The sequence below is a fragment of the uncultured Williamsia sp. genome (assembly GCF_947494875.1).
Lineage (GTDB): Bacteria > Actinomycetota > Actinomycetes > Mycobacteriales > Mycobacteriaceae > Williamsia_A.
Genome location: NZ_CANLWM010000006.1, coordinates 214,118 through 237,260 on the forward strand (window position 1 = coordinate 214,118; position 23,143 = coordinate 237,260).

The following is a 23,143-nucleotide window of genomic DNA, read 5'->3' on the forward strand; positions in this document are numbered from 1 at the left end:
GGCGGAGGTCGCCGATTCGAGCAGGGACGCTAGCAGAGACCGACGGCGCCACCGGCAGCCGAAAAGTACTGTGCAGAGCGAACTTCTGGGCGGTGGTGCACGTGGCGCGGTGTCGTCCCGGGATAGCCGCAGTTCACACCCCGACGCACGATGAGGGATGTGGGCGACGGAACGGGCGCGGGTGATCCCGCAAGCGTCAGAATCCCGCTGATCGCAATCTGGGGCATCTGCACCGATCGACGGGGATCCACAGAGGCACCGTCGTCGATCGCGCTCAGCGCCGGCGTGATCGGTTGACGATCCTACGGTGACGACATGCCGGACGGGTTGAGGATGGATGCCGATGCCGTGGTCGAGTTCGCCGCGGTGCAACGGGCGGTCGGTGCCGATCTCGGTGCCGTCGATCCGCGCGGCGTGGGACTGCACCCCGGTGAGCTCGCGGGTTCCCTGACCGCGGACGCGCTGGGCCGCGGCGTCGACGCGATCGCGCTGGCGCTGGCGCACGTCGCGGAGCGGGTCGAGGATCTGGGCCGCCGAACCGCGTGGGGCGCGGCGGAGTTGCGTGAGACCGATGCCGCCGGCGCTGACGGACTGCGGCGGGGTGGCGGGTGACGGTCCCGCCGTCGGTCGCCGTGGTCGCCGGATGGAGCCGTGACACCCATCGTCTCGACGAGGTGGCGGTCGCCCTCGACACCCTCGTCGACCGCTGCGACGAGCGGATCGCCGCGGTGGTGCGCGGGTCGGACGCTGTCGCCGAGCGGTGGACGGGGACCGCGGCAGAGTCCCACCGGGCCGCGCTGCAGGAACGACGGGCAGATGCCGCCCGTGCCGCGATGGCGGCGCAGGAGGTGATCGCCGCGGTGCGCCGAGGGGGTCCGGAGCTCACGCAGACGGTGGCGGCCGCGGCCGCGTTCCTGCGCGCGCTGGAGACCGATGGTTACCGGGTCGACGTCGACGGTCGGGTCGACACCGAGCCCGGGCGCCGACCGGCCGACGTCCCCCACGATGCGAGTACCGCTCTCGCGCAGTCGATCGCGTCGATCAACGCGGCTGGACACGGTGACACCCTGCGTCGGCTGATCGGCGCGGCGCGCGAGGCCGATGCGTCCCTCGCCGCCGCGCTCGACGCAGTGGCGCCTGCGGTGGCCGCCGACACCGGGTCGGTCCTGCCACGCGCGCTTCCGCTCGGTCCGCCGGCCGCCGTCGCCCGGGTGTGGCGCGCCGCCTCGGTGGGTCAGCGGATGGCCTGGGCTGCTGCGGATCCGGAGATCGGCAACCGGGCCGGGATCCCCGTCGCCGACCGCGACCGGCTGAACCGGGTGCGGTTGTCGGCGGCGCGCACGACCACCGCCGCGCAGCGCGCGCTCCGACGCCGACTGTCCCAGCCCGATCGATTCCTGCTCACACTGCGCGACGACGGGCGGGCGGTCGTGGCCGTCGGCGACCCGGACATCGCGCGCGATGTGGCCGTGATGGTCCCGGGGACAGGGACGACGCTCGCGTCGCTGTCGACCAACCTCGATCGTGCCGACCGCCTGCGAACTGCGGCCGGCGGTGGCACGGCGACCAGCGTGGTCGTGTGGCAGGACTACTCCGCCCCACCCGATCTAGCGACGGCCGCGAGTCCGTCCGCGGCGCGCGCCGCTGCGTCCGGTCTCGCCGCCTTGACCACGGACCTGCGCACCACGCACGTCGGGGCAGCCGCGCATCAGACGGTGATCGGGCACAGTTACGGCAGCACCGTCGTCGGGGTCACGGCGTCCCGGCCCGAGGGCATCGACGCCTCCGACGTCATCCTGGTCGCGAGTCCCGGTGCCGGTGGCGTGGCGACGGCGGCAGGCCTGCACCTCGCGGGGGTGGCCCCCGGGTCTGTCCCGGACCACGTCTGGGCCGTCACGGCCGACCGGGACCCGATCCGTCTGGCGTCCCCCTACGTGCTCGGTCGCGACCCGACGTCACCGCTGTTCGGTGCGCGGGAATTGCCGTCGGCACCGGGTGATCCGCCGTGGGATCCGCACAGTCGCTACGGGATCGAGAACCACTCGGGTTACTGGGACACAGACTCGCCCACGCTCGCGGCGATGGGTGCGGTCATCGCCGGTCGCGGGGATCGCTGAGGTGCGGCGGACGCTGATCCCGCGGTGGGCGCTGATCGCGGGGGCGGTGTTCGTGGCTGTGCTCCTCCCGGCGACGCGGGTCCACCGTCCGCGACGGGGTGCGTCGTCGGTCGATCAGGACCACCCGCAACGCCCCGCGCAGCGAGCGGGCCACGTCCTCCCACCTCCACGACTCGACGAGACACGCGTGGGCCTCCTCGACGTCGTCTCGGTCGGCCGCGGCGTCGGCGGCGGTCTCCCACTCGTCCCGCTGACCGATGCACACCCGGTGGCACCGCAGGATGACGTCGCGATCGCGTTCCATCACCCCGGCGACCTGGTCCGGCCGAAGGGCCGCGGACTGCGTGGTCGCGACCAGCAGGAGTGCCTCGAGCTGCACCGGGAGCGTCACCGTACGGCCGGTTGTCGTCGTGACGTCGGATGTTCGGATCATCGACGGCGACTCCGGCGCGACGTCGTCGCACTCGCCCGGCGCCCCGGCCTCCACCTCGTCGAGGGCGTCGCGGATCTCCTGCGTGCCCTTCTCGAGGAACGTGAACCATCGGGTGAGCTCCGACCGCAGGTTCGCCGGCGAGAAGTCCGCGGCCTCGATCCGCATCCGCGCGACCAGGGCACCCGACCGCACGGTGACGGCCACGCCCGGCCAGCGGTCGGCCACGCCGAACAGCATCTCGGCGGTGACCGCGTCACCGGAACAGATACGGGTGCAGAACACCTCGACAGCAGCCTCGTCCTCGCTGACGCGCAGCCACGACGGGACCGCGGTGGGCATCGGGATGTCGCCGTCGGCGTCCTTGCTGACCGGGTGACCGGAGATCTCGGCGATGGTCGCGTCGACCATGTGCTGCAGCGCTTCCGGGCTGTCGGGGCGCCCACCGGCGATCGGTGCGGGAGACGCGGCCGGTGTGCCGTCGACGAAGCTGGCGTCCGCGACCGCGAACACGCCGCGCAGCACGTCGACCGTGCACCGGGCGAGTCGGTCGGCACGTCGCCGGGTGGCCTCCATCGTGCGCGGGAACGTGCCGCGAGGACGCCATCCCCACTCGGCGAGGATCGCGTCCTCGGCGGCCGTCGCGTTGCAGACGGTGACACGGACGCGCGTCGTGCCGTGGGGGGTGATCACGACGAACGGCGGGTGCTCGCGTGACAGTCCCTCGTCGCAGAGGAAGTCGAGGCGGATGACGTGGGAGTCCCCGGGCTCCATCGTCGCGAGCCGGTCGCCGAGGTCGACGGTGAACCGTCGCCACCCCGCCTCGACCGCGCCGTCGAAGTCGTCCATGATCGCCCTCCCTTCCCCGTGTGCACCGTCGTGGTGATGGGGAGAAGGTAGCGATCGGGTCCGACAGTCCGACTCGTCTCAGACGGTCAACAGATGCGGGATCGGGAGGATGTAGCTCGGCGTGGGGATGAGTCCGGTCTGCGGGGGGAACGGCCCGTAGACGACGAGCGCGACAGGGCCGGTTCCGGTGCGCAGCACAGCGCCACGGTCGGGGTAGTCGAGTGGATTTGCCGGCGCCACACGATCGGGGAGACCGGTGCTGCCCGCGGCGCCGGTGCGGAGGTTCACCCACGCCACGGTCAGCTGCGAGGGTTCGATGAGGAAGCGCTGCAGCACGGTGATCGTGCCGTGACCGTGGTCGACGGCCGCGTCGACCCGCTGTCCGGGATTGCCCCCGGGGTGCAGGGTGATGACCTGCGGAGCCGGTGCGGCAGCGGCTGTTCCGGCGCCGACCAGGCCCAGGCCGAGTGCCAGGACGGTGGCGACGGCGGCGACGAGACCTCGGAGTGTGGTCATGGTGATTCCTCTCAGGGGGTGGGTGGGGCGGTCAGGACAGGAGGACAGGTGCCGGTGCGTTCGCCGATGGAGTTGATCTCGGCGTTCGACCGCGGGTCGCCGGCGTAGTTCGTCTGGTTGGTGCAGCGCGAGTAGTCGACGCTGGGGAGGGTGCCGGGTGTGATGACCGGCGGACAGGTGCCGGTGCGTTCGCCGATGGAGTTGATCTCGGCGTTCGACCGCGGGTCGCCGGCGTAGTTCGTGCGGTTGGTGCAGCGCGAGTAGTCCACCCCTGTCGGGGCGACGTCGGTGGGGGTGACGGCAGGCGCGGTCGTCGTCGTCACGGGGGCGTCGGTTGTCGGTGGCGCCGACGCCGGTGTCGCCGACGTCGACGACGTGGACGGGCTGAGCGACACCGACGAACTCGACGAGGCGGTGCCCGCACCGTCGGAGCCGCCGGTCGAGCACGCGGAGAGTCCGGCGATGGCAAGCACCGACCACACCGCGATCGTGGCCCACATCAGCAGGGTCGTGATGCGTCGGCGAGCAGGCGTCGACAGGACGGATGTACGGATCATGTCCAGATCGTCGGATACGGACGCTCCGCCGTTACTTCGCGCCGCAAAAATTCACGCGATCGCACGACGGTCTGTCCGCGATCTGCACCGACGGCAGTCGCCGCGGTCGTGGTGACCGCGGCGACCGCTCAGGATGCGGATCTCGGACAGGTCAGGGACGCGACGCGTACCGCTCGTCCTCGGCGAGGGCCTCGCGCGCGAGCACCGCCTCCGATGCGTCGGCCGGTACCTGCGCGACGGCACGCTCGGCGTCCGCGCGCTCGTGCGACACGGGTTGCGTCTCCTCGACGTCGGCGGCGTCGATGTCGCGACGGACCGTGAAGAGCACCACCGCGGCCAGCAGGGCGGTGACCGCACCGAGGACGAACGGGACGTGGGCGTTGAAATGCTCCACGAGTTTGCCCGCCGCGAACGGCGCCAGGCCGCCGCCGATGAAGCGAACGAACCCGTACGTCGCCGACGCCACGGACCGCTCGACCGGCGCGATGCTCATGACGGCGGTCGTGACGAGGGTGTTGTTCAGGCCCACCACGATTCCCGACGCGATGGTCGCGCCGATCACGACGGCCGGGTTGTCGGAGAAGATGCCGATGAGCAGGCAGGCGATCACCATGCCGCTGAGCGCTCCGTACAGGGTGTGCGTGGTCCCGAAGCGCGCCTTCAGCATCGGTGCACCGAACACGGCGAAGATCGCGACGAGGATGCCCCAGGCGAAGAACACCGCGCCCAGCTTCAGCGCCGACAGGCCCATGAGGAACGGGGCGTACCCGAGGATGGTGAAGAACGCCCAGTTGTAGAGCAGCCCGGTGACGCTGGTGGTCGCGAGGCTGCGGTGACGCAACGCCGTGATCGGCTCACTGATCGACGACTTCGTCTGCGGCGCAGGGGTTGCCGGGACCAGCACGATGGTCGCGACGAGCGCGATCATCATCAGCACGGCGACCCCGAAGAACGGACCGCGCCAGGAGATGTTGCCCAGCAGTCCACCGAGCAGCGGACCCGACGCGATACCCACACCGAGCGCCGCCTCGTACAGGATGATCGCCCCGCCGAAGCCGCCCGACGCCGAGCCGACGATGACCGCGAGCGACGTCGCGATGAACAGCGCGTTGCCCAGCCCCCATCCGGCGCGGAAGCCCACGATCTCGGCGATGCTGCCCGAGAAGCCCGCCAGGGCGGCGAACGCCACGATGAGCACCAGGCCGGCGATGAGGGTGCGCTTCGCGCCGATGCGGCTCGACACCCAGCCGGTGACGAGCATCGCGACCGCGGTGACCACGAGGTAGCTGGTGAACAGCAGCGTCACCTGCGACGGCGACGCGTTCAGCTGCGACGACAGCGAGGGCAGGATCGGGTCGACGAGACCGATGCCCATGAAGGAGATGACGCAGGCGAACGCGACCGCCCACACCGCCTTCGGCTGGCGGAATGCGTCGGTGAACGATCCGGACGAGTGCGACACGGTGACACCCCTGACTCGACGACTGTGGTGCTTCCATAGGTACTCTATATAAATCGTCTATGCAATGGTCTGAAGGAGTCCTATGCTGACCGGCATGAGCGAGGTGCTGACGGAGGAGATCGGGGAAGCCGTCTATGCGCTCGCCACCGAGGTGGTGCGACAGATGCCCCGGGACCTGAGCCTGACCTCGGTGGCGACGCTGTCGACGCTGGCGCGGCGCGGCCCCCGTCGGGTCACCGAGCTCGCGGCGTCCGAGGGTGTGGCACAGCCGTCGATGACCGCGCTGGTCACGTCGCTGGAACGCGACGGGCTCGTCGAACGCCGGCCGGATCCGCGGGACAGGCGGGCGGCCCTGGTGACGGTCACCGAGGCCGGACGGGAGTACGTCGCGCATCGCCGACGCATCGGTACCGACCTGGTGTCGTCGACCCTGGCGGAGCTGTCGGACGAGGATCGCGCGGCGCTCGCCGACGCGGTCGGCGCGCTGCGTCGCGTGCGCGAGATCCGCGCCGCCCATCGAGAGGACACCACCACCGCCACGGGGTGACGGGCGGTCGGGTCAGCGCGTCGCGCCGCCGGAATCGCGGGAACGGCCCGTCGCGGACCGGACGTCGCGTTCGCGCAGGAGGTCGACCGCGCCGCTGACCGACATCAACATGGTCCGGCACACCTGGCGGTCCTCTTCCAGGCTGCCGGCGAGCGGGGTGTCGCCCTCGTCGGCCGCCTGTCGCTTCGCCGCCCCGATCGCGAGAAGCCGCCGAGCCCCGGTGATCAGGCACCGGCGGGCGATGATCGCGTTGCTGTCGCAGAGGCGCGCGACACCCGCGGCGGGTAGCGGGGCGCCCACCGTGGTGAGCGCGGTCATCGTGTCGAGGAGTCGCTCGACCTGGTCGGGTGTGGGTTCGCGCCCGCGGCGGGCGGCCATCGGGTCGGCGGCGTCGGCGATGCGGGCGGTGATCGCCGGCGCGCCGTCGCGCAGGAAGTCCCGCCACGACTCGATCGCGGCGATCACGTTGGTGGCGACGAACGTCGGGACGACGAGACGCTGTGTGGCCCAGACGTGTCCGTCGAGCACGTGCACCGCGACACCGGTCCAGCGGGCTCCCTCGGCGACGACGATCTCGTTCACGGTGCGGTCGTCGACGCAGACCGCCGCGACGCACGCGACGAACTCGACGACCGGTCGCGCCGGGTGAACGCGCAGCTGGATGGTCTGGGTCCCCATGTGCACGCGGATGTCGCCGTCGGCGTCGACGAACGCGTCGTCGGCGTGCGCGGCGAGGGTGTCGAGCAGGAGCTCCTGGAGGTGCTCGGTGTCGGCGACGGGATGCGCCGTGGACGCGGTCGCGGCGGTTCCGGGATCACGCCGAGACGATCGCTGGATCGTCGCGTGGTGCGAGGTGTCGGCGTCGAGGGGGTCGAGGAACGTGGGGTGCAGTACGCCGCACACCTCGCGCAGGACGTCGGTGGCCGCGGCGCACACCTCGTCGACGCGACGACGTCCGACCTCGAGGATCACGCGGCCGTCACGAAGACGCCGCCACCCGTCGCCGATGAGGACCGCGGTCTGGTCGGCGGAGAGATCGCCGCGCACCACCGTGCAGCGGATACGGCGCGCGCCGGTGCCGACGAAGGACAGCAGGGGAGTCCAGGGGGAGGACGCGTCGTGCGCCCACCGGACGACCACCTCCTCGTCGACGGCGACGTCGACGAGGAGGTCGGCCAGGCCCGTCCGGAAGTCGAGCCACGCGGCCTCGAGCGCGGCATCGAACCGTGTGCTCGTGGTCATGGCGTGACCTCCTCGGTCATGGACGGGTGAAGCGGGATGGTGCGGTGTGTCAGCGCTTGACGGAGCGGCGCCCGGTCGCGGCGACGAACAGTCCGATGAGGATCGCTGCGACGACGATGCCGACGACGAACGGGACGACCTCCCACCCGCCGTTGCTGTTGTTGTAGCCGACCTTGTAGGTGACCCACGATCCGATCAGGGATCCGAGGATGCCCAGGATGATCGTCATGATCACCCCGATGTTCTGCTTGCCCGGGAGGATCAGGCGCGCGAGGGCGCCCACGATCAAACCGACGACGATCGCGCTGATGATGGTGCCGATCATGATGACGCTCCTTTGCGTGCGCCCGGTCGTCCGACCGAGCGGGGATGCCCGACCGGGACCACGGGTCGACGTGTCTGGTCCTCCCCGATGACGGCCGTGCAGGGCAAGTCTCGTCGCGCCGTCGGTGGCGGGGAACCCCCGCGCGCCGAACGGCACCAGATCGTGTCGCCGTGTCGGATGAGGTCACGAATCGGCAACGGCCCGCGTGCCGCGCGGTGCTCTGGCACGGTGGGTGGGGCGGGTGACGCCCCACCCGTACCGACACTCCCGGGGCGGCGAAAGCGAGTGCAGGATGGCCGAGTTCACGCAGTACATCGCCGAGGAGATCGCGCTCGACCACGCCGACGGGATGTTCGGCCGCCGGGAGGCGATCCGACGTCTCGGGATGCTCGGCCTGTCGGCGGCCGCCGCGTCGAGTGTCCTCGCTGCGTGCAGCAGTGGGGGCGAGTCGGCGAGTGCGACGTCCTCGTCCGCGGCGCCGGGGGGATCCTCCGGGTCGGCGGTCACGACGACGTCGTCGGGATCCCCCGACGCGCCGGGCGCCGCGGCCGCGCTGCCCACGCGGACCATCACGTTCCCCGGTCAGAACGGCGAGCTGCAGGGCGCCTACGCCGCGGCGGCGAACCCGAAGGGCGTCGTCCTCGTGATCCACGAGAACAAGGGTCTGACCCCGCACATCGCGTCGATCGCGGGACGTCTCGCGGGCGCCGGCTACGCCGCGCTCGCCGTCGACCTGCTCTCGGAGGAGGGCGGCACGTCGACGTTCGGTGACACCGCGAGGGCCACCGCGGCCCTCGGCACCATCCCCAACCAGCGGTTCGTCTCCGACGAGAAGTCGGCGATCGCGGAGCTCCAGCGCCGCGTTCCCGGGAAGAAGGTCGGCGTCATCGGGTTCTGCTTCGGCGGCGGTCAGGTGTGGTCGCTGTTGGCCTCGAGCGAACCGCAGCTCTCCGCCGCGATCCCGCTGTACGGGCCGCTCCCGCAGGACCACGACTTCGCGGGCTCGAAGAACGCCGCGGTCCTCGCCGTCTACGCGGGTCTCGACAACCGCGTCAACGCCGGACGCGCCGAGGCGGAGGCCGCGCTCACCCGGGCCGGGCTGACCCACGAGATCCTCACCGTCCCGAACGTCGACCACGCCTTCTTCAACGACACCGGTGGCCGCTACAACCAGGCCGCGGCCACGGAGGTGTGGGGCCGCGCGCTCGACTGGTTCGGCAAGTACCTCGCCTGACCGCCGAGCGGGCCAGAACTCCTCGCCGACCGTGCGGTAGATCCCGCCGACCGTGCGGTAGATCCCGCCGACTGTGCCAAAACCCCTCGCCGAGCGGGCCGATACTCTCCGCCGAGCGGACGTGCGGTAGACCGAGATCATGACTGCTCTCCTCCAACCCACCTCCGCCCCCGAGACCGGAGCCCAGCAGATCGGGCGGGTCGCGCTCGGATCGGCGATGGTGTTCGCCGGGATCGGACATCTGACCTTCGCGCGGCAGGAGTTCCGCGCCCAGGTGCCGCGGTTCGTCCCGCGCGTCACGAAACTCTCCGTCGACGACGTCGTCCTCGCGTCGGGTGTCGTCGAGATCGCGCTGGGCGGGTCGCTCATCGTGCTGCGCAGCCGTCGTGCCGCGGTCGGGCTCTTCCTGGCCCTGTTCTTCGTCGCGATCGTCCCCGGCAACCTCGCCCAGTGGCGCCACCACCGGGACGGGTTCGGACTGAACTCCGACCGCGCTCGCGCACTCCGCCTCGTCTTCCAGCCGGTCCTCGTCGCGTGGGCGCTGTGGTCGACGGGGGCCTGGGCGGAACTGCGCGGCTGAGCAACGATCGATTCCGTACTCGACCAGGCTGAGTGAACACCTGTACTCTCAATCGCATGGACACGCTCGAGCGGCAGCGGCGGACGGAGCTCCGTGAGATGGGGCGGCTCGCGTTCGCCGAGCTCGGGGACGCGACCACCGGGATCGCGAAGGTGCACTCGGCCGTCAGCGAACACCTGTTCACCGGCTTCCGGCTCGGCCTGCGCCCGGTCGGTCTGGCCGACTTCGTGGCCCCGGCCAAGCTCGTGCACGACGCGATCGCCGGCGGTACCTACTCGACCATCGCCGCCGTCTGCGACACCGCGTCCGAGGTCGCCGGACAGTCCGCCGACGGCTGGGGTCGCCCGCCCTCGCAGACCGTGAAGGGTGGGGCGCTCATCGCTGCCATCAACGGCCTCATCGGCGACGAGCTCCACGCCGCCCGCAGCCCGCTGGCCGAACCCATGGCGGTGCGCGTCGACGGGGCGATGATCCCACCCATGCCCGACGCTCTCCGGCATGCATTCCCGACCGCCACCGACCATCTCGTCGTCTTCCTGCACGGATTGATGGAGACGGAGGCCGCCTGGCGCATTGGCGGACGGCCCACCTACGGCGCGCGGCTCGCCGAGGACGTCGGTGCGACGGAGATCCAGGTCCGCTACAACACCGGTCGGCACATCTCGCAGAACGGGCGGGAACTCGACCGCTTGATGACGACGCTGGTCGACGCGTGGCCGATCCCCGTCCGGACCATCACGCTGATCGGTCATTCGATGGGCGGTCTCGTCGCGCGCTCCGCGTGCCACCGCGCCGGGCTCGAGGGCGCCGACTGGGTGCGCTCGGTCGAGACCGTCGTGTCGCTCGGTTCGCCCCACCTCGGCGCACCGCTCGCGAGATCGGTCCACTACCTCGCCGCCGCACTGCATCTGGTGCCGGAGTCGCGGCCGTTCGCCCACCTGCTCCGCCGCCGCAGCGCCGGCGTGCGGGACCTCTTCCACGGCTCCCTCGTCGACGAGGACTGGTCCGGCCGCGACCTCGACGCGCTGCGTGTCGCAGCGGTCGAGGAGGTGCCTCTCGTCGACCACGCGACGCACCTGTTCGTCTCGGCGACGATCACGCGCAACGCCCGTCATCCGCTCGGGCGAGTCGTCGGCGACGGCCTGGTGCTCACGCCCAGCGCGATCGGCCGGAACAAGAAGCGTCACATCGGTTTCCGTGACGAGGACGGTTTCGCGATCAGTTCGGCGAACCACTTCACCCTGCTGAACGACGACTCGATCTACGAGTGGCTCCTGCCGCGCCTGCGAGGGGTTGGCGCGGACGAGGAGCGCGCGCTCGTCGGGGCCGAGCCCGTGCGCCCGCCCGACACCGACCTCGGACGGTGTTGAGGCGGGCGTTCGGGATCTGATCAGGCCCGGGCGACGACCTCGTCGGGGTACCAGCGCTCGACCACGTCGGGATGCGCGCGGGTCCGGCTCTTCCACGTGTTCTGGCCGTAGCTGTCGAACAGCGGGTTGTCGGGGTCGTCGGTGATCCGAGACGGTCCGCCGTCCCGGGTGGGGATCCTAGGCATCACCGCGTCCAGCGACGGCGCGTAGAAGTACGGGATCGACAGCCGCTCGGGGGCGCCGGGCGGGGTGACGACGCGATGACGGGTGGCGACGAGCCGCCCGTCGGTGGCGACCTCGAGCATCTCGCCGATGTTGACGATGAAGGTGCCCGGCTGCGGCGTGGCCTCGAGCCAGGCGCCGTCGGTGCGTTCCACCTGCAGGCCCGACGAACCCTCCTGCGCCAGCAGCACCGTCAGCACGCCCGAGTCCTTGTGCGCGCCGACTCCCTGATCGGTGAAGCCGTCCTCGCCGACCGGACGTGCGGGATAGCGCACCACCTTCATCAGGGTCGCCGGCAGCGCGAACGCGTCGTCGAAGAAGTCCGATCGGGCGCCCAATGCCTCTGCCCACCGCCCGAGCAGCGTCCGCGACACCCGCGCCAGCTCGTGCTGGTACTCGACGACCACGGTCCGCAGTTCCGGCAGCGCGGCCGGCCACTGGTTGCGGCCCTGCAGTCGCATCGGTCCGACGGCGTCGGGGATCGGGTCGCGGTCGGGTGCGATGTCGATCTGTTCCCGACGGTCGACGCGGCCGTTCGTCAGTTCCCCGCCGAGCCGGTTGTACCCGCGGAAGTGCGGGCTGTTCACCATCGCGATGGCGTCCTTGTCGGCCTGCGGCAGCGCGAAGAACCGGCCCGCGACGTCGACCATCTGCTGTTGCACGGCGTCCGGGACGCCGTGGTCGGTGAGGTAGAAGAACCCCACGGTCCGCGACACCTCGGCGAGATGGGCACGGCCGCCGGCCGTCTCGAGGTCGGTCAGCGAGATCAGCGGCAACACAGCTCCGAGCGTAGGTCGCGTCCGAGGCGGACGCCCGGGTTCGCCTCGCGCTGATCGGGACGCGGGTAGACAAGTGGCGAGCCCATCGAAGGAGATCCCATGGCCCGGCCGACCGTCGCGTTCCTCGACGTGAACGACACCCTCTCCGACCTCACGTCGGTCGAACCGGCGTTCGTCGACGCCGGTCTGCAGCGACACGACGTGCGGATCTGGTACCTCTCGGTCCTCCGCGACGGCTTCGCGCTGGCCGTGTTCGGTGAGAACGCGTCGTTCGCGGACCTGGGTCGTGACCAGCTGCGGTCGATGTTGTGGCTCGCCGACCCGTCGCGGGGCGATCTCGACAGCACGGCCGACGTGCTGCTGCAGGCGTTCATCGACGCAGCGCCCCACGCCGACGTCGTGCCGGGGATCGTCGCGCTCGCTGACGCCGGGCTGCGCGTCTACACGCTGAGCAACGGGTCGGCCGACGTCGCCCGGCGCCTTCTCGAGTCGACCGACGCCGGCCCGGCGATCACCGACTACCTGTCCGTCGCCGACGCCGCCACGTGGAAGCCGGGGCCGACGTCCTACCGGCACGGGCTGCAGGCCGCGGGCGTCGAGGCGGGGGAGGCGCTGATGGTCGCGGTGCACCCGTGGGACCTCGACGGCGCCCGGCGCGCCGGACTGCAGACCGCATGGATCAACCGCGACGGTGTGGCCTACCCCGACGCCTTCGTTTCACCCGACCACACGGTCGCGTCGTTCATCGACCTCGTCCCCGAGCTGACCCGTCACCACTCGTGACCGCAGTTCCCGCAGTGGAAGTCGGGAACCTCGTCGGGAGGCGCCGACGATGCGGTGACGCCGATCGGTAGCGGTGCGTCCGAGTGATTCACCGCGACGACGTCGGCGTGCCGCGCCGCGCAGCTCGGGCACGGTGGCCGCAAGCCGTACATCAGCTCCGACGCTGTGGGGGCGAGGGGCTGATGCAGGATCTCGTGACACGACGGACATACGGCGACGGTGATGTCGAGGTCGATGCGAGCGTCGATGCGCATGCCGGTGCGGTGTGCCTCGAACCGCGGGGTGAACTCGGTGCGGGGGTCCCGGCCGCACATGTTGCACCCCCACGTCCGGGCGATGGCGGCGTCGTAGTCGGTCAAACTGTCAGCGGCGCAACTCTGGTCGACGCGGTGCCACGGCGTGGGTGACACGGTCTCGGCACGTACCGCGGCGATGGTCAGATCGGCCCATCCGACCTCGAGGGTCGCCGTGAACCGTGGGAGTGCCCGCCGGACGCGAGCCTCGACCGCCGGCACGGAGACCCCACAATGGTCGACGAAGGGCTCGATCGCCTGCAGGGTCGGAGTGGTTCGGCGTAGCTCTGGGCTGACGAGCTCGTAGACGCCGTCGATCGCCCACAAGTGTGTGGCCACCACCCCGATGACGCGGTTGCCCACCTCGATCCATGACGGGATGACGTATGACGCGTCGGTCGGCTCACGCACGAGGATGTGCGTCGGCGGTACCCAGGGGTCGCCAGGGTCGTCCATGGTGTCGGTCCGATCTCGTCAGGGGAGGGGCGATCCGGGTACGGGTCGCGTGGCGCGGGGGCACTTCGGAACGGGCGCAGGACATCTCGGCGTTGCTCGAGACGTCGGTGCGTTCATCGGTGCCCTCTCGTGACAGGACCGTACGGACGGGGTCCGACAGATTTCCTCGCCGCTCTCGGCGTGGCGTCGCGCGATCGCAGCCCGATCATGATAGCCATGCTCACGTTTGTCGTGGCGTACCGGTGCCCGTTTCGTCCGACCTGATCGCAACTTCGGGGTACGCGCCTACCCTCGGGCAGTGCACGGGCCCGACCCCGGTCGGGCGAGAAGCGAACGGAAGCGGTGGACACGCATGGCGTATCGGTATCTGGGCAGCAGCGGTCTCAAGGTCTCGGAGATCACCTACGGCAACTGGCTCACGCACGGTTCGCAGGTGGAGAACGACGTCGCCGAGAAGTGTGTCCACGCGGCGCTCGACGCCGGGATCACCACGTTCGACACCGCTGACGTCTACGCGAACGGGGCCGCGGAGGAAGTGCTCGGCCGCGCCCTGAAGGGGCAGCGCCGCGAGGGTCTCGAGATCTTCACCAAGGTCTACTTCCCGGTCGGCGAGCGCGGCCCCAACGACACGGGACTGTCGCGCAAGCACATCCGCGAGGGAATCGACAACTCGCTGCGCCGCCTCGGCGTCGACTACGTCGACCTCTACCAGGCGCACCGCTACGACCACGAGACGCCGCTGGAGGAGACGATCGCGGCCTTCGCCGACGTCGTCCGGTCCGGCAAGGCGCTCTACATCGGTGTGTCGGAGTGGACCGCCGACCAGCTGCGTGCCGGCCAGACCCTGGCCCGCCAGGCCGGCTTCTCCATCGTCTCGAACCAGCCGCAGTACTCGGCGCTGTGGCGGGTCATCGAGGAGCGGGTGGTTCCCACCTCGCGTGAACTGGGGATCGGGCAGATCGTGTGGTCGCCGATCGCTCAGGGCGTGCTCACCGGCAAGTACAAGCCGGGTCAGGCGCCGCCGGCCGGGTCACGCGCGACCGATGAGAAGGGTGGCGACGAGATGATCAAGCGCTACCTCACCGACGACGTGCTCAGCCGCGTGCAGGACCTGCAGCCCATCGCCGACGACCTCGGCATCACGATGGCGCAGCTCGCCGTGGCGTGGGTCCTGGCCAACGACAACGTGTCCGCCGCGCTGGTCGGTGCGTCGCGGCCCGAACAGCTCATCGAGAACGTGAAGGCGTCCGAGGTGACACTCGACGCCGACGTGCTGTCGCGGATCGACGCCGCGCTCGGCGACGCGATCATCACCGACCCCGAGCTCACGCGCAGCCCCGGGAAGCGTTTGGCCTGACGACGGTGTTGTCGGGAGGGTGACCGCCCTCCCGACGCCACCGCCGCCCCGCCCCGACGGCGACCACGCCGAGTCCGTCGCGTGGGTCACCGAGCACCTCGGCGACCTCGCCCGCGAGGAGCCGACGGACATCGCAGCCGGGGCGTTCACCGGCGGGCAGACCGCCGCCGACATCGCGCTCGGCGCGCTCGACATCACCGGGTACGCGTCCCGTCGCAACGAGGTCCTGCCGGTCGCCCGTCGCGGCGCGAGCCGCATGTCCCCGTACATCCGGCACGGCCTCACGCCGTTGCCCGAGGTGTGGGACGCGGTGTCGGGCGCGCCCGGCCGTGACCGCACCAAGTACCGCGACGAACTGCTGTGGCAGGAGTACGCGCGGCACCTCTACTCCCGCGTCGGCACCGACCTCGGGCAGGCGTTGCGCTACGAGCAGCCGCGTCGTGACCTGCCCGCCGGCGACCGCCCGTTCGGCGGCGATCCTTGGCCGCGCGAGATGACGTGCATGGACCTCGTCGTCGACGAACTCCACGAGAACGGCTGGCTGGTCAATCAGACCCGCATGTGGGCGGCGTCCCAGTGGACCGTCCGCGTCGGTGCGACGTGGCGGGACGGCGAGGACGAGATGTTCGCTCACCTGATCGATGGATCCCGCGCCGCCAACCGCCTCGGCTGGCAGTGGACCGTGGGCACCGGGTCGGGCAAGCCCTACGGATTCAGTCGATGGCAGGTGAAGAAGCGGTCCCCGAAGCTGTGCGATCAGTGTTCGCTGAACTCCAACTGCCCCATCCAGGACTGGCCGTCCGACGACCACGGCGCCCCCGTCGACGGTCCGTACCTCGGTCCGGAGGACATCCCGTCGGGGCCGGACGAACCGTCGAACAGCGGCGAGGCCGACGCGGTGTGGCTCACGGCGGAGTCCCTGGGTGACTCGGATCCTGCTCTCGCGGTGGACGAGTCCCGACCCGCCGTGTTCGTCTTCGACGAGCCGCTGTTGCGTCGACTCCGGTTGTCGGGCAAGCGATTGGTGTTCCTCGCCGAGTGCCTCGGCGATCTCGCTGAACGACGCGAGGTCGAGGTCCGTCGCGGAATTGTCGCCGACGAACTCGAGGGCCGATCGCTGGCGTCGACCTGGGCGCCGGTTCCCGGATACACGCGCATCGCCGACCGGCTGCAGCCCACCGAGGTCCACCCCTGGCCCTGGCTGGTCCACCCCAAGCGCGCCCCGGTCCGCTCGTTCAGCGCCTGGCGCAAAGCAGTCGGCGCCCCCCGCTGACCCCGGGGTCACTTCGCCGACCGTGCCAAAACCACTCGCCGAGTGGGCCAAAACCCACCGCCGAGCGTGCGGTAGATCTCGCCGATCGTGCGGTAGATCTCGCCGACCGTGCGGTAGATTCCGCCGATCGTGCGGAAGATCCCGTCGAGCGGGCGGAAACCCCTCGCCGAGCGAGCCGGTCTTTCCGCCACGCGTGACCTACTGGTGCGACACTGACCGCCATGACGCGCCCCACCGCCGACGACCTCGACGCCGCCGACGCTCTCGCCGAGTTTCGCGCGCAGTTCGTCGACGGCGACGGCGTTCTGGCCTACCTCGACGGCAACTCCCTCGGCCGGCCGCTCAAGGTGACAGCCGACCACATGCGCGAGTTCATCGAGCACGAGTGGGGCGGTCGATTGATCCGCGGTTGGGACGAGCGGTGGCTGGACCTGCCGACGGGCCTCGGTGACCGCCTCGGCGCGGCGGTTCTCGGCGCGGCGCCCGGGCAGACGGTGGTCGCCGACTCGACGAGCGTCCTGATCTACAAGCTCGCCCGCGCTGCGCTCGCGATGCGGCCGAACCGCAGCGAGATCGTCATCGACCGCGACAACTTCCCGACCGACCGCTACCTGGTGGAGGGCATTGCCGCCGAGACCGGCACGACCATCCGGTGGATCGACACCGACCATGACGGCGGCGTCACCGTCGACCTCCTCGACGAGGCGGTCTCCGATCGCACCGCCCTCGTCCTCGTCAGCCACGTCGCCTACCGCTCGGGGTACCTGCTCGACGCGCCCGGAGTCACGCAGCTCATCCACGATCGCGGTGCGCTGCTGTTGCTCGACGTGTCGCACTCGGTCGGGTCGGTGCCGATGCAGCTCGACGCCTGGGGTGTCGACTTCGCCGCCGGCTGCAGCTACAAGTACCTGAACGGTGGGCCAGGTGCGCCCGCGTTCGCGTACGTCCGGCAGGGTCTCGTCGACGATGTCGCACAACCGATCTGGGGCTGGCTCGGCGCGGCGGACCCGTTCGAGATGGGTCAGGGATACGTCCCCGGGCCGGGTGTCCGACGCCTGCTCAGCGGCACTCCGCCGATCCTCGGGATGCTGCCGATCGCCGACATGCTCGACCTGATCGAGCGGGCGGGGATCGACGCCATCCGCACGAAGTCGGTGGCGCTGACCGAGCTCGCGATCACGTTGTCCGAGAGCGTCCTCCGACCCCTCGGCGCCACACTGGCCTCACCTCGCGACCCGGATCGCCGCGGCGGACACATCACCGTCGACCACCCGAACTCCCGGCAGGCCGTCACGCGGCTGTGGCGCCAGGGCGTCATCCCCGACTTCCGGACGCCCGACGGAGTGCGTCTGGGCTTCAGCCCCCTGACCACCAGCTTCGACGAGGTCGAACGCGGCATCGAAGCCCTCGCCCTCGCACTCGGCTGACTCGCCGACCGGACCGAAACCTCCCGCCGAGCGGGCAGAAACTGCGCGCCGAGCGGGCAGAAACTACGACGCGACGCGGTGCTCGACGGCCGCCAACACTTGCGCCCACAGGCGATGCTGTGGGGCGATGATGTCGAAGTGGTCGCCGGGTGCGGAGACCTCGTCGATGTCGTCCCCGGCCTCGATGGCCGTGCGCGCATAGTCCCGACTGATCGCGAGCAGGTGCGGGTCGTCGTCGTGCCCGCAGGCGATCACCTGCGGCACCCGCAACGGCAGGCGGTGCCGCGGCGAGGACGCGACGTCGTCGGCGTCGTCCGCCGACCACGGATGCCCGAGCGCGTTCTCGACCGCCCCGTCACCGAGCCCGAGCTGGTGGGCCTTCTCGAGGTCGATGACACCGGCGAGGGACACCGCCAGAGCCGGCGGAGACGACGCGTCGGCCGCGACCCGCAGCGCCAACTGCCCACCGGCCGAGTGCCCGATCACCACGACCGGCGTCTCCGACCCGACCGCGGCCAGTGCGTCCGCCAGGTCCGATGTCGTTGCTGCCCAGCCGTGCTGGTCGGGACGGCGGTACTCGACGTTCCACGCCGTCACCCCTGATGCGGCCAGGGCGTCGGCCATCGGTTCCATCAGCTCGGCCGTGTACTTCGACCGCCAGTACCCGCCGTGGACGAGCACCGCCGACCATCGCGACTCTCCGTCTGGACGCGTGATGTCGATGTACTGATCGGGATGGGAGCCGTAGCGAATGGTGTCCTGGGCCATGACACCAGTGTGCTCGCATCACCCGCCGGTGAGACATCACCCACCGAGCATCTGCGCGATGTCGTCGCCTGTGATGGCCGACCCGAACACGTCACCGTCACCGATGACCGCGTCGAACAGGGCCCGCTTGCGCTCCTGCAACGCGACGACCTTCTCCTCGACGGTGTCCGCGGAGACCAGGCGGAACACCGTCACCGGCTTGGTCTGCCCGATCCGGTGCGCGCGGTCGACCGCCTGGGCCTCCGCGGCCGGGTTCCACCACGGGTCGCAGACGAAGCAGTAGTCGGCCTCGGTGAGGTTCATCCCGAAGCCGCCCGCCTTCAGGCTGATCAGGAACACCGACGGCCCACCCGCGCGGAACTGCTCCACCTCCGACGCCCGGGCATGGGCCGACATCGACCCGTCGATGTAGCAGGTGCGCACACCGCCGGCGTGCAATCGATCCCGGATGATCCGGAGGAAGCCGGTGAACTGGCTGAACACCAGCGCGCTGTGCCCTTCGGCCAGGAGCTCGGGCACCACCCGGGCCAGGTGGTCCACCTTCGCCGACGTCACCTCGGCGTGCTCGTCGTCGACGAGACCGGCGTGCAGACTCAGTTGGCGGAGCATGGTGAGTGAACTGAGGATCGCGATCCGATTGCGCCCGAAGTCGTCGAGCAGACCGAGCAGGCGTTGACGTTCCCGGTTGAGGCGGGCGCGGTAGATGCGCTCGTGCTCAGGGTCTAGCGCGAGCGCCACGGTCTGCTCCTGCTTCGGTGGCAGATCGGTTGCCACCTCGGTCTTGCTGCGGCGCAAGACGACCGGCCTGATCCGCCGCTGCAGCAACGACAACCTCGCCGAGTCACCAAAAGTCTCGATGGGCCGCCGGAAGTACTGCGTGAAGATGTCCGACGACGGGAACAGGCCGGGAACCGTCAGCGACAGCAATGCCCACAGCTCCGAGAGGTTGTTCTCCATCGGGGTACCGGTGATCGCCAGGGTGAACGGCGCCTGCAGCCGGCGCGCGAGCAGGTGGGTCTTGCTCGCGGGGTTCTTCACGAACTGCGCCTCGTCGAACACGGCACCGGCCCAGCCGATCTGCGACAACTGGTCGAACTGCAACCGGAACAGGGCATACGACGTCACGACGATCCGCGCCCCGGACACGACGTCGACGACACGACGCCCGGACTTCTTCTCCGTCTCCATGAGTCCGACCGCGGCGAGATGAGGCACGAAACGTTCCGTCTCCGACAGCCAGTTCCCGACGACGCTGGTGGGCGCGACGACCAGGAAGGGGGCGCGGCTGTCGACGTGCGCCATGAACGCGAGCGTCTGCAGGGTCTTGCCCAGACCCATGTCGTCGGCGAGGATCCCGCCGATCCCGTTCTCCCACAGGAAGGTCAGCCAGTCGAGCCCGTGCCGCTGATACTCCCGGAGGTCGGCGCGGACCGTCGGCGGCACATCCACCGCCGCGGGCGGTGCGGCCGATGCCAGGCGCGCTGTGCGCTCGCGCCACGCGGACAGCTGTGATTCCACGGTCCCGAGTCCCAGCACCTCGTCCCAGAGGGTGGCATTCATCGAGTCCCGGCGGACCCGACCCCCGTCGATCTCCCCGAGTGCCCGCGCCTCGGCCAACAGGTCGGACAGTCGCCGCAGCTCGGGGGTGTCGAGGCGAAAGTACGTCCCGGACGGCAGCAGCATGTGCGACGCCCCACTCGCCAGTTCCGACATCACCTCGGCCAGCGACACCTGCTCGCCGTCGATCTCCACGTCGACGGTCAGGTCCAGCCAGTCGGTGCGTGTGTCGTCGTCACCGAGGCCGAACGTCACGGTGGCCGGAACTCGCGCCGGTCGAAACCGATCGACGTCGCCGTGCACCTCGACGACGATGTCGCCGCGGGCCCGGAGCTCGGGGATGACCTCGCCGATCAGCACGGCCGCCTCCACCGGCGCCAGCGTGTAAACGCGTGACAGCACGGATGTCGGTGCCTGCGCGATGGACCGGGGCAGCGGGTCGAGCCGTTCCATCCAGAGTCCTGCTGCCCGGATGTCGTGCGCCTCGTGCCGGACCGCCTGCTCTCGCCACCGCGTAGCAACCGAGACGGTCCGCTCGAGCGCGTCGCGGATCCTGTCCCACATCGTCAGTTCCGCCGCGATGTCGCGCAGCGGGTCCGCGTCGATCTCGTACCTGGGATCGAATTCCCGCCAGGTGTCGTCGATCTGGTAGCGGACCGTCCACTCGATGCGGGCGGCACCGTCGGCCGCGAGGTGTACGACCAGCGCAGGCGTGGGCGGTTCGATGACCTGCCCCTCGAGCACTTCGTCGTCCATCCGGACGTGCACACGCGCGTGGATCGCGGGAAGGAACGACGACGTGAACTCGTCGAGGTCCCGACGCGGCACGCGTAGGGGTGGGCCCGAGATGAGGTCGAGTACGAGGGGATCGGCCGACGCGAAGCCGGCGAGGTAGAGGGTCGTCACGCCGATGACGGCGACTCCGTGCGGTGGCGCACCGAACGTCATCGCCGACGACGTCCCGCGGTGCGGCACCCGCAGCGTCACTGCCGGCGCGACGGTGATCCCTCCATTCGGGTCGGCCATCAGCTGCAGTCCGGGTTCGATCGGCTCGACCACCTCGACTGCGTGGACGGCCAGCGATGGCGCCGGCTCGAGAGTGACCCCGGCATCGACCGCCCGTCGCAGGAACTCCCACACGGGCGCCGCCGCCTCGTTCAGACACGTCGTCGACGACCGGTGGCGGGGCCGTCCGCACGACATGACCGCGGCGAGCGCGCGCACCGCCGAGAGGTGGTCAGGGTCGATCGGCGGTACGTCTACCGACCACAGGTCGTGGCGTCCGCCGATCGCCCAGATCTCATCCCAGTCGATCTCGCGCCGACCGTGCAGGCCGAACTCGCTCGGGACGGTGATGCGCAGCGACAGGTCGCACAGACCCGTCGTGTCGCGGACGGGTTCGACGACGATCGTCAAGGCTCGGTGGGTGGGTGCGTCGGTTGCGTGGGTCAATCGTGCACGCCAGTCCTGCTGTGCGGCAGGCTCACTGATCTCGGGGAACATGCCCGCCACGGTGGTGTCGGACACCGACAGCGGCGCCATCACCACCCCTCCCGACGCGCCGTTGTCCACAGATCGGCCCATGTCCCCACCCGGTTGCCACGTCGCAGCGACTGCGTGATGCTGACCCCATGACCTGGGAGACCCATCCGGTCACACCCGACCGGTTCGACGACTTCGCCGACGTCATCAACCCGAACCGTCGGACGACGCACTGCTGGTGCCTCTCGCACCGACTGCAGGCAAAGCAGATCGAGGAACTGGGGAAGGGTTCGCGCGAACAGGCCGCCCGCGCCCTGTGCGAGCGCGAGCACCCGCCCGGCGTCGTCGCCTACCGCGACGGGACACCCGTCGGCTGGTGCAGCATCAACCCCCGCGCCGACACCCCGCGCCTGGAGCGCAGCAAGCTCATCCGACCCCTCGACGGCCTGCCGGTGTGGAGCATCATCTGCGTCGTCGTGCGCGCCGGGCACCGCAAGCAGGGCGTCGCCGGTCAGGTGATCCAAGGTGCCGTCGACTACGCCGCCGCCAACGGCGCACCGGCCGTCGAGGCCTACCCCGTCGACCCACCCTGTCGGATGGATCTCACGATGGCGTTCGTCGGGACACGGAAGATGTTCGAGGCGGTCGGTTTCGAGGTGGTCGGTCAGACCGACGCCGTGGCGTCGAAGATGCCGCGGCTGATCATGCGCCGCTACCTCTGATCGAACGGCCACGGCACGTTGTGCTCGGCGTAGTCGATGGGCTCGAGCGGATCATGCGTCGGCAACTCGAGCCCCGCCTGCGCCAGCAACATCGCGTCCACGAGATGCACCGACAGCAGCTCGCCCCCGGACACGTCGGACCCTCCCACCCGGATGTCGATCCGCGACGCACCCTCGGCCGGCGCGGTCAGTTGCGCCCTTGACCCGTCGAGCCGCCGGCACCGGTCGATCCACGGGTCGTGCGGGGCGAGACACAGCGTCTCCGGCCCGCCGTCGCGGGACACCCGCACCGGCAGCGACGCCCGCACCGTCGACGTGAAGTCCAACCACACCGCGTCGCCGCGCCACACCGGCGCCAGGAACTCCGCACCGCCGCGCTGACCGACGTCGTCGGCCGGCCGCAGTTCCAGTGGACCCAGATCGGGGAGCAGGCCGAACCGCTCCGCAGCGATGACCGTCCGGCGCACACCGATCACGAGGCACCCCTCGAGCCCCGTCTCGTCGAGCGTCAGCTGGATCCCGTCGGCCCCGATCTCCGCGACCACGTCATGCCTCTCGTCAACCCTCATGACCGTTAGATGTGCGTCGGGGCCATCTGGTTCCACCCCTCTCGAAGGCGGACGGGCTCCGAGCCCTGTGCGACCGCGATTTGGCATGCGAAATTCGTGTAACGCCCGACCCTCCCGTTTGCGACAATCCCACCGAGATTCATCAAAGTCACGACCCAATGCGCGATAGCAAAGGGTCACCGTGGAGATTCGGGCACCTCCCAGTGGTCGGGCGACACCTCGCGAT

At 70.5% G+C, this 23,143-nt stretch carries 22 protein-coding genes; 11 read left to right on the top strand and 11 right to left on the bottom strand.

From position 1 onward, the window contains the following. Positions 1–315: 315 nt before the first annotated feature. Together Q1A98_RS15340 and Q1A98_RS15345 are read left to right on the top strand one after the other, a co-directional pair. Positions 316–612 (top strand): hypothetical protein, encoded by a 297-nt coding sequence (locus tag Q1A98_RS15340; RefSeq protein ID WP_299575106.1) that lies wholly within the window; start codon positions 316–318, stop codon positions 610–612. Continuing rightward, positions 609–2,117, top strand: coding sequence for an alpha/beta hydrolase (locus Q1A98_RS15345; RefSeq protein ID WP_299575107.1), 1,509 nt, complete (start codon positions 609–611; stop codon positions 2,115–2,117). Before Q1A98_RS15340 ends, Q1A98_RS15345 begins: the two co-directional genes overlap by 4 nt. On the opposite strand, the gene Q1A98_RS15350 is transcribed toward Q1A98_RS15345, so the two are convergent. The 4 genes from Q1A98_RS15350 to Q1A98_RS15365 form a co-directional block, all read right to left on the bottom strand. Further along, complete coding sequence (locus Q1A98_RS15350; protein ID WP_299575109.1) at positions 2,092–3,396, bottom strand: hypothetical protein; 1,305 nt, start codon at positions 3,394–3,396, stop codon at positions 2,092–2,094. The genes Q1A98_RS15345 and Q1A98_RS15350 overlap by 26 nt on opposite strands. A gap of 78 nt (positions 3,397–3,474) precedes the next feature. After that, positions 3,475–3,912 (bottom strand): hypothetical protein, encoded by a 438-nt coding sequence (locus tag Q1A98_RS15355; protein WP_299575111.1) that lies wholly within the window; start codon positions 3,910–3,912, stop codon positions 3,475–3,477. An 11-nt stretch (positions 3,913–3,923) separates the two neighbouring features. Further along, the gene (locus Q1A98_RS15360; RefSeq protein WP_299575113.1) at positions 3,924–4,469 is read right to left on the bottom strand and encodes a hypothetical protein; all 546 of its coding nucleotides are present in this window, start codon (positions 4,467–4,469) and stop codon (positions 3,924–3,926) included. Positions 4,470–4,620: 151 nt separating this feature from the next. Next, on the bottom strand, positions 4,621–5,931 hold the full coding sequence (locus Q1A98_RS15365) for an MFS transporter (protein ID WP_299575115.1): 1,311 nt from the start codon (positions 5,929–5,931) through the stop codon (positions 4,621–4,623). Positions 5,932–6,025: 94 nt separating this feature from the next. Between Q1A98_RS15365 and Q1A98_RS15370 the strand changes: the two genes are divergently transcribed. Further along, entirely contained in the window at positions 6,026–6,478 is a 453-nt protein-coding gene (locus Q1A98_RS15370) for a MarR family transcriptional regulator (protein WP_299575116.1), read from the top strand. Between the two features lie 12 nt (positions 6,479–6,490). Here Q1A98_RS15370 and Q1A98_RS15375 read toward each other — a convergent pair whose 3' ends face one another. Further along, on the bottom strand, positions 6,491–7,720 hold the full coding sequence (locus Q1A98_RS15375; RefSeq protein WP_299575117.1) for a hypothetical protein: 1,230 nt from the start codon (positions 7,718–7,720) through the stop codon (positions 6,491–6,493). A 49-nt stretch (positions 7,721–7,769) separates the two neighbouring features. Then, complete coding sequence (locus Q1A98_RS15380; RefSeq protein WP_299575118.1) at positions 7,770–8,045, bottom strand: GlsB/YeaQ/YmgE family stress response membrane protein; 276 nt, start codon at positions 8,043–8,045, stop codon at positions 7,770–7,772. Positions 8,046–8,337: 292 nt separating this feature from the next. On the opposite strand from Q1A98_RS15380, the gene Q1A98_RS15385 reads away from it, so the two are divergent. The 3 genes from Q1A98_RS15385 (at position 8,338) to Q1A98_RS15395 (ending at position 11,229) form a co-directional block, all read left to right on the top strand. After that, positions 8,338–9,279 (top strand): dienelactone hydrolase family protein, encoded by a 942-nt coding sequence (locus tag Q1A98_RS15385; protein ID WP_299575119.1) that lies wholly within the window; start codon positions 8,338–8,340, stop codon positions 9,277–9,279. A gap of 139 nt (positions 9,280–9,418) precedes the next feature. Next, complete coding sequence (locus tag Q1A98_RS15390) at positions 9,419–9,859, top strand: hypothetical protein (protein WP_299575121.1); 441 nt, start codon at positions 9,419–9,421, stop codon at positions 9,857–9,859. A gap of 56 nt (positions 9,860–9,915) precedes the next feature. Further along, a complete protein-coding gene (locus tag Q1A98_RS15395; protein WP_299575123.1) occupies positions 9,916–11,229 on the top strand; it encodes an alpha/beta hydrolase in 1,314 nt (437 codons plus the stop codon). A gap of 20 nt (positions 11,230–11,249) precedes the next feature. Here Q1A98_RS15395 and Q1A98_RS15400 read toward each other — a convergent pair whose 3' ends face one another. Then, on the bottom strand, positions 11,250–12,230 hold the full coding sequence (locus Q1A98_RS15400) for a 2-oxoglutarate and iron-dependent oxygenase domain-containing protein (RefSeq protein ID WP_299575124.1): 981 nt from the start codon (positions 12,228–12,230) through the stop codon (positions 11,250–11,252). Between the two features lie 99 nt (positions 12,231–12,329). Between Q1A98_RS15400 and Q1A98_RS15405 the strand changes: the two genes are divergently transcribed. Beyond that, positions 12,330–13,013, top strand: a complete 684-nt coding sequence (locus Q1A98_RS15405) for an HAD-IA family hydrolase (protein WP_299575126.1) — start codon at positions 12,330–12,332, stop codon at positions 13,011–13,013. Here Q1A98_RS15405 and Q1A98_RS15410 read toward each other — a convergent pair. Next, on the bottom strand, positions 13,001–13,762 hold the full coding sequence (locus tag Q1A98_RS15410; protein ID WP_299575128.1) for a hypothetical protein: 762 nt from the start codon (positions 13,760–13,762) through the stop codon (positions 13,001–13,003). The two genes, Q1A98_RS15405 and Q1A98_RS15410, sit on opposite strands and share 13 nt — an antisense overlap. Positions 13,763–14,114: 352 nt before the next feature. Here Q1A98_RS15410 and Q1A98_RS15415 point away from each other — a divergent pair, with 352 nt between their 5' ends. The 3 genes from Q1A98_RS15415 (at position 14,115) to Q1A98_RS15425 (ending at position 17,819) form a co-directional block, all read left to right on the top strand. After that, entirely contained in the window at positions 14,115–15,119 is a 1,005-nt protein-coding gene (locus tag Q1A98_RS15415) for an aldo/keto reductase family protein (protein ID WP_299575129.1), read from the top strand. A gap of 19 nt (positions 15,120–15,138) precedes the next feature. Next, positions 15,139–16,392, top strand: a complete 1,254-nt coding sequence (locus Q1A98_RS15420) for an FAD-binding domain-containing protein (protein ID WP_299575131.1) — start codon at positions 15,139–15,141, stop codon at positions 16,390–16,392. 221 nt (positions 16,393–16,613) lie between these two features. Beyond that, positions 16,614–17,819, top strand: coding sequence for an aminotransferase class V-fold PLP-dependent enzyme (locus Q1A98_RS15425; RefSeq protein ID WP_299575133.1), 1,206 nt, complete (start codon positions 16,614–16,616; stop codon positions 17,817–17,819). 63 nt (positions 17,820–17,882) lie between these two features. On the opposite strand, the gene Q1A98_RS15430 is transcribed toward Q1A98_RS15425, so the two are convergent. Both Q1A98_RS15430 and Q1A98_RS15435 read right to left on the bottom strand, forming a co-directional pair. Next, positions 17,883–18,587, bottom strand: a complete 705-nt coding sequence (locus Q1A98_RS15430) for an alpha/beta hydrolase (protein WP_299575135.1) — start codon at positions 18,585–18,587, stop codon at positions 17,883–17,885. 36 nt (positions 18,588–18,623) lie between these two features. Next, on the bottom strand, positions 18,624–21,728 hold the full coding sequence (locus tag Q1A98_RS15435; RefSeq protein WP_299575137.1) for a DEAD/DEAH box helicase: 3,105 nt from the start codon (positions 21,726–21,728) through the stop codon (positions 18,624–18,626). A 47-nt stretch (positions 21,729–21,775) separates the two neighbouring features. Between Q1A98_RS15435 and Q1A98_RS15440 the strand changes: the two genes are divergently transcribed. After that, a complete protein-coding gene (locus Q1A98_RS15440; protein WP_299575139.1) occupies positions 21,776–22,348 on the top strand; it encodes a GNAT family N-acetyltransferase in 573 nt (190 codons plus the stop codon). On the opposite strand, the gene Q1A98_RS15445 is transcribed toward Q1A98_RS15440, so the two are convergent. Beyond that, complete coding sequence (locus Q1A98_RS15445; protein WP_299575141.1) at positions 22,339–22,917, bottom strand: hypothetical protein; 579 nt, start codon at positions 22,915–22,917, stop codon at positions 22,339–22,341. The two genes, Q1A98_RS15440 and Q1A98_RS15445, sit on opposite strands and share 10 nt — an antisense overlap. Positions 22,918–23,143 lie beyond the last annotated feature (226 nt).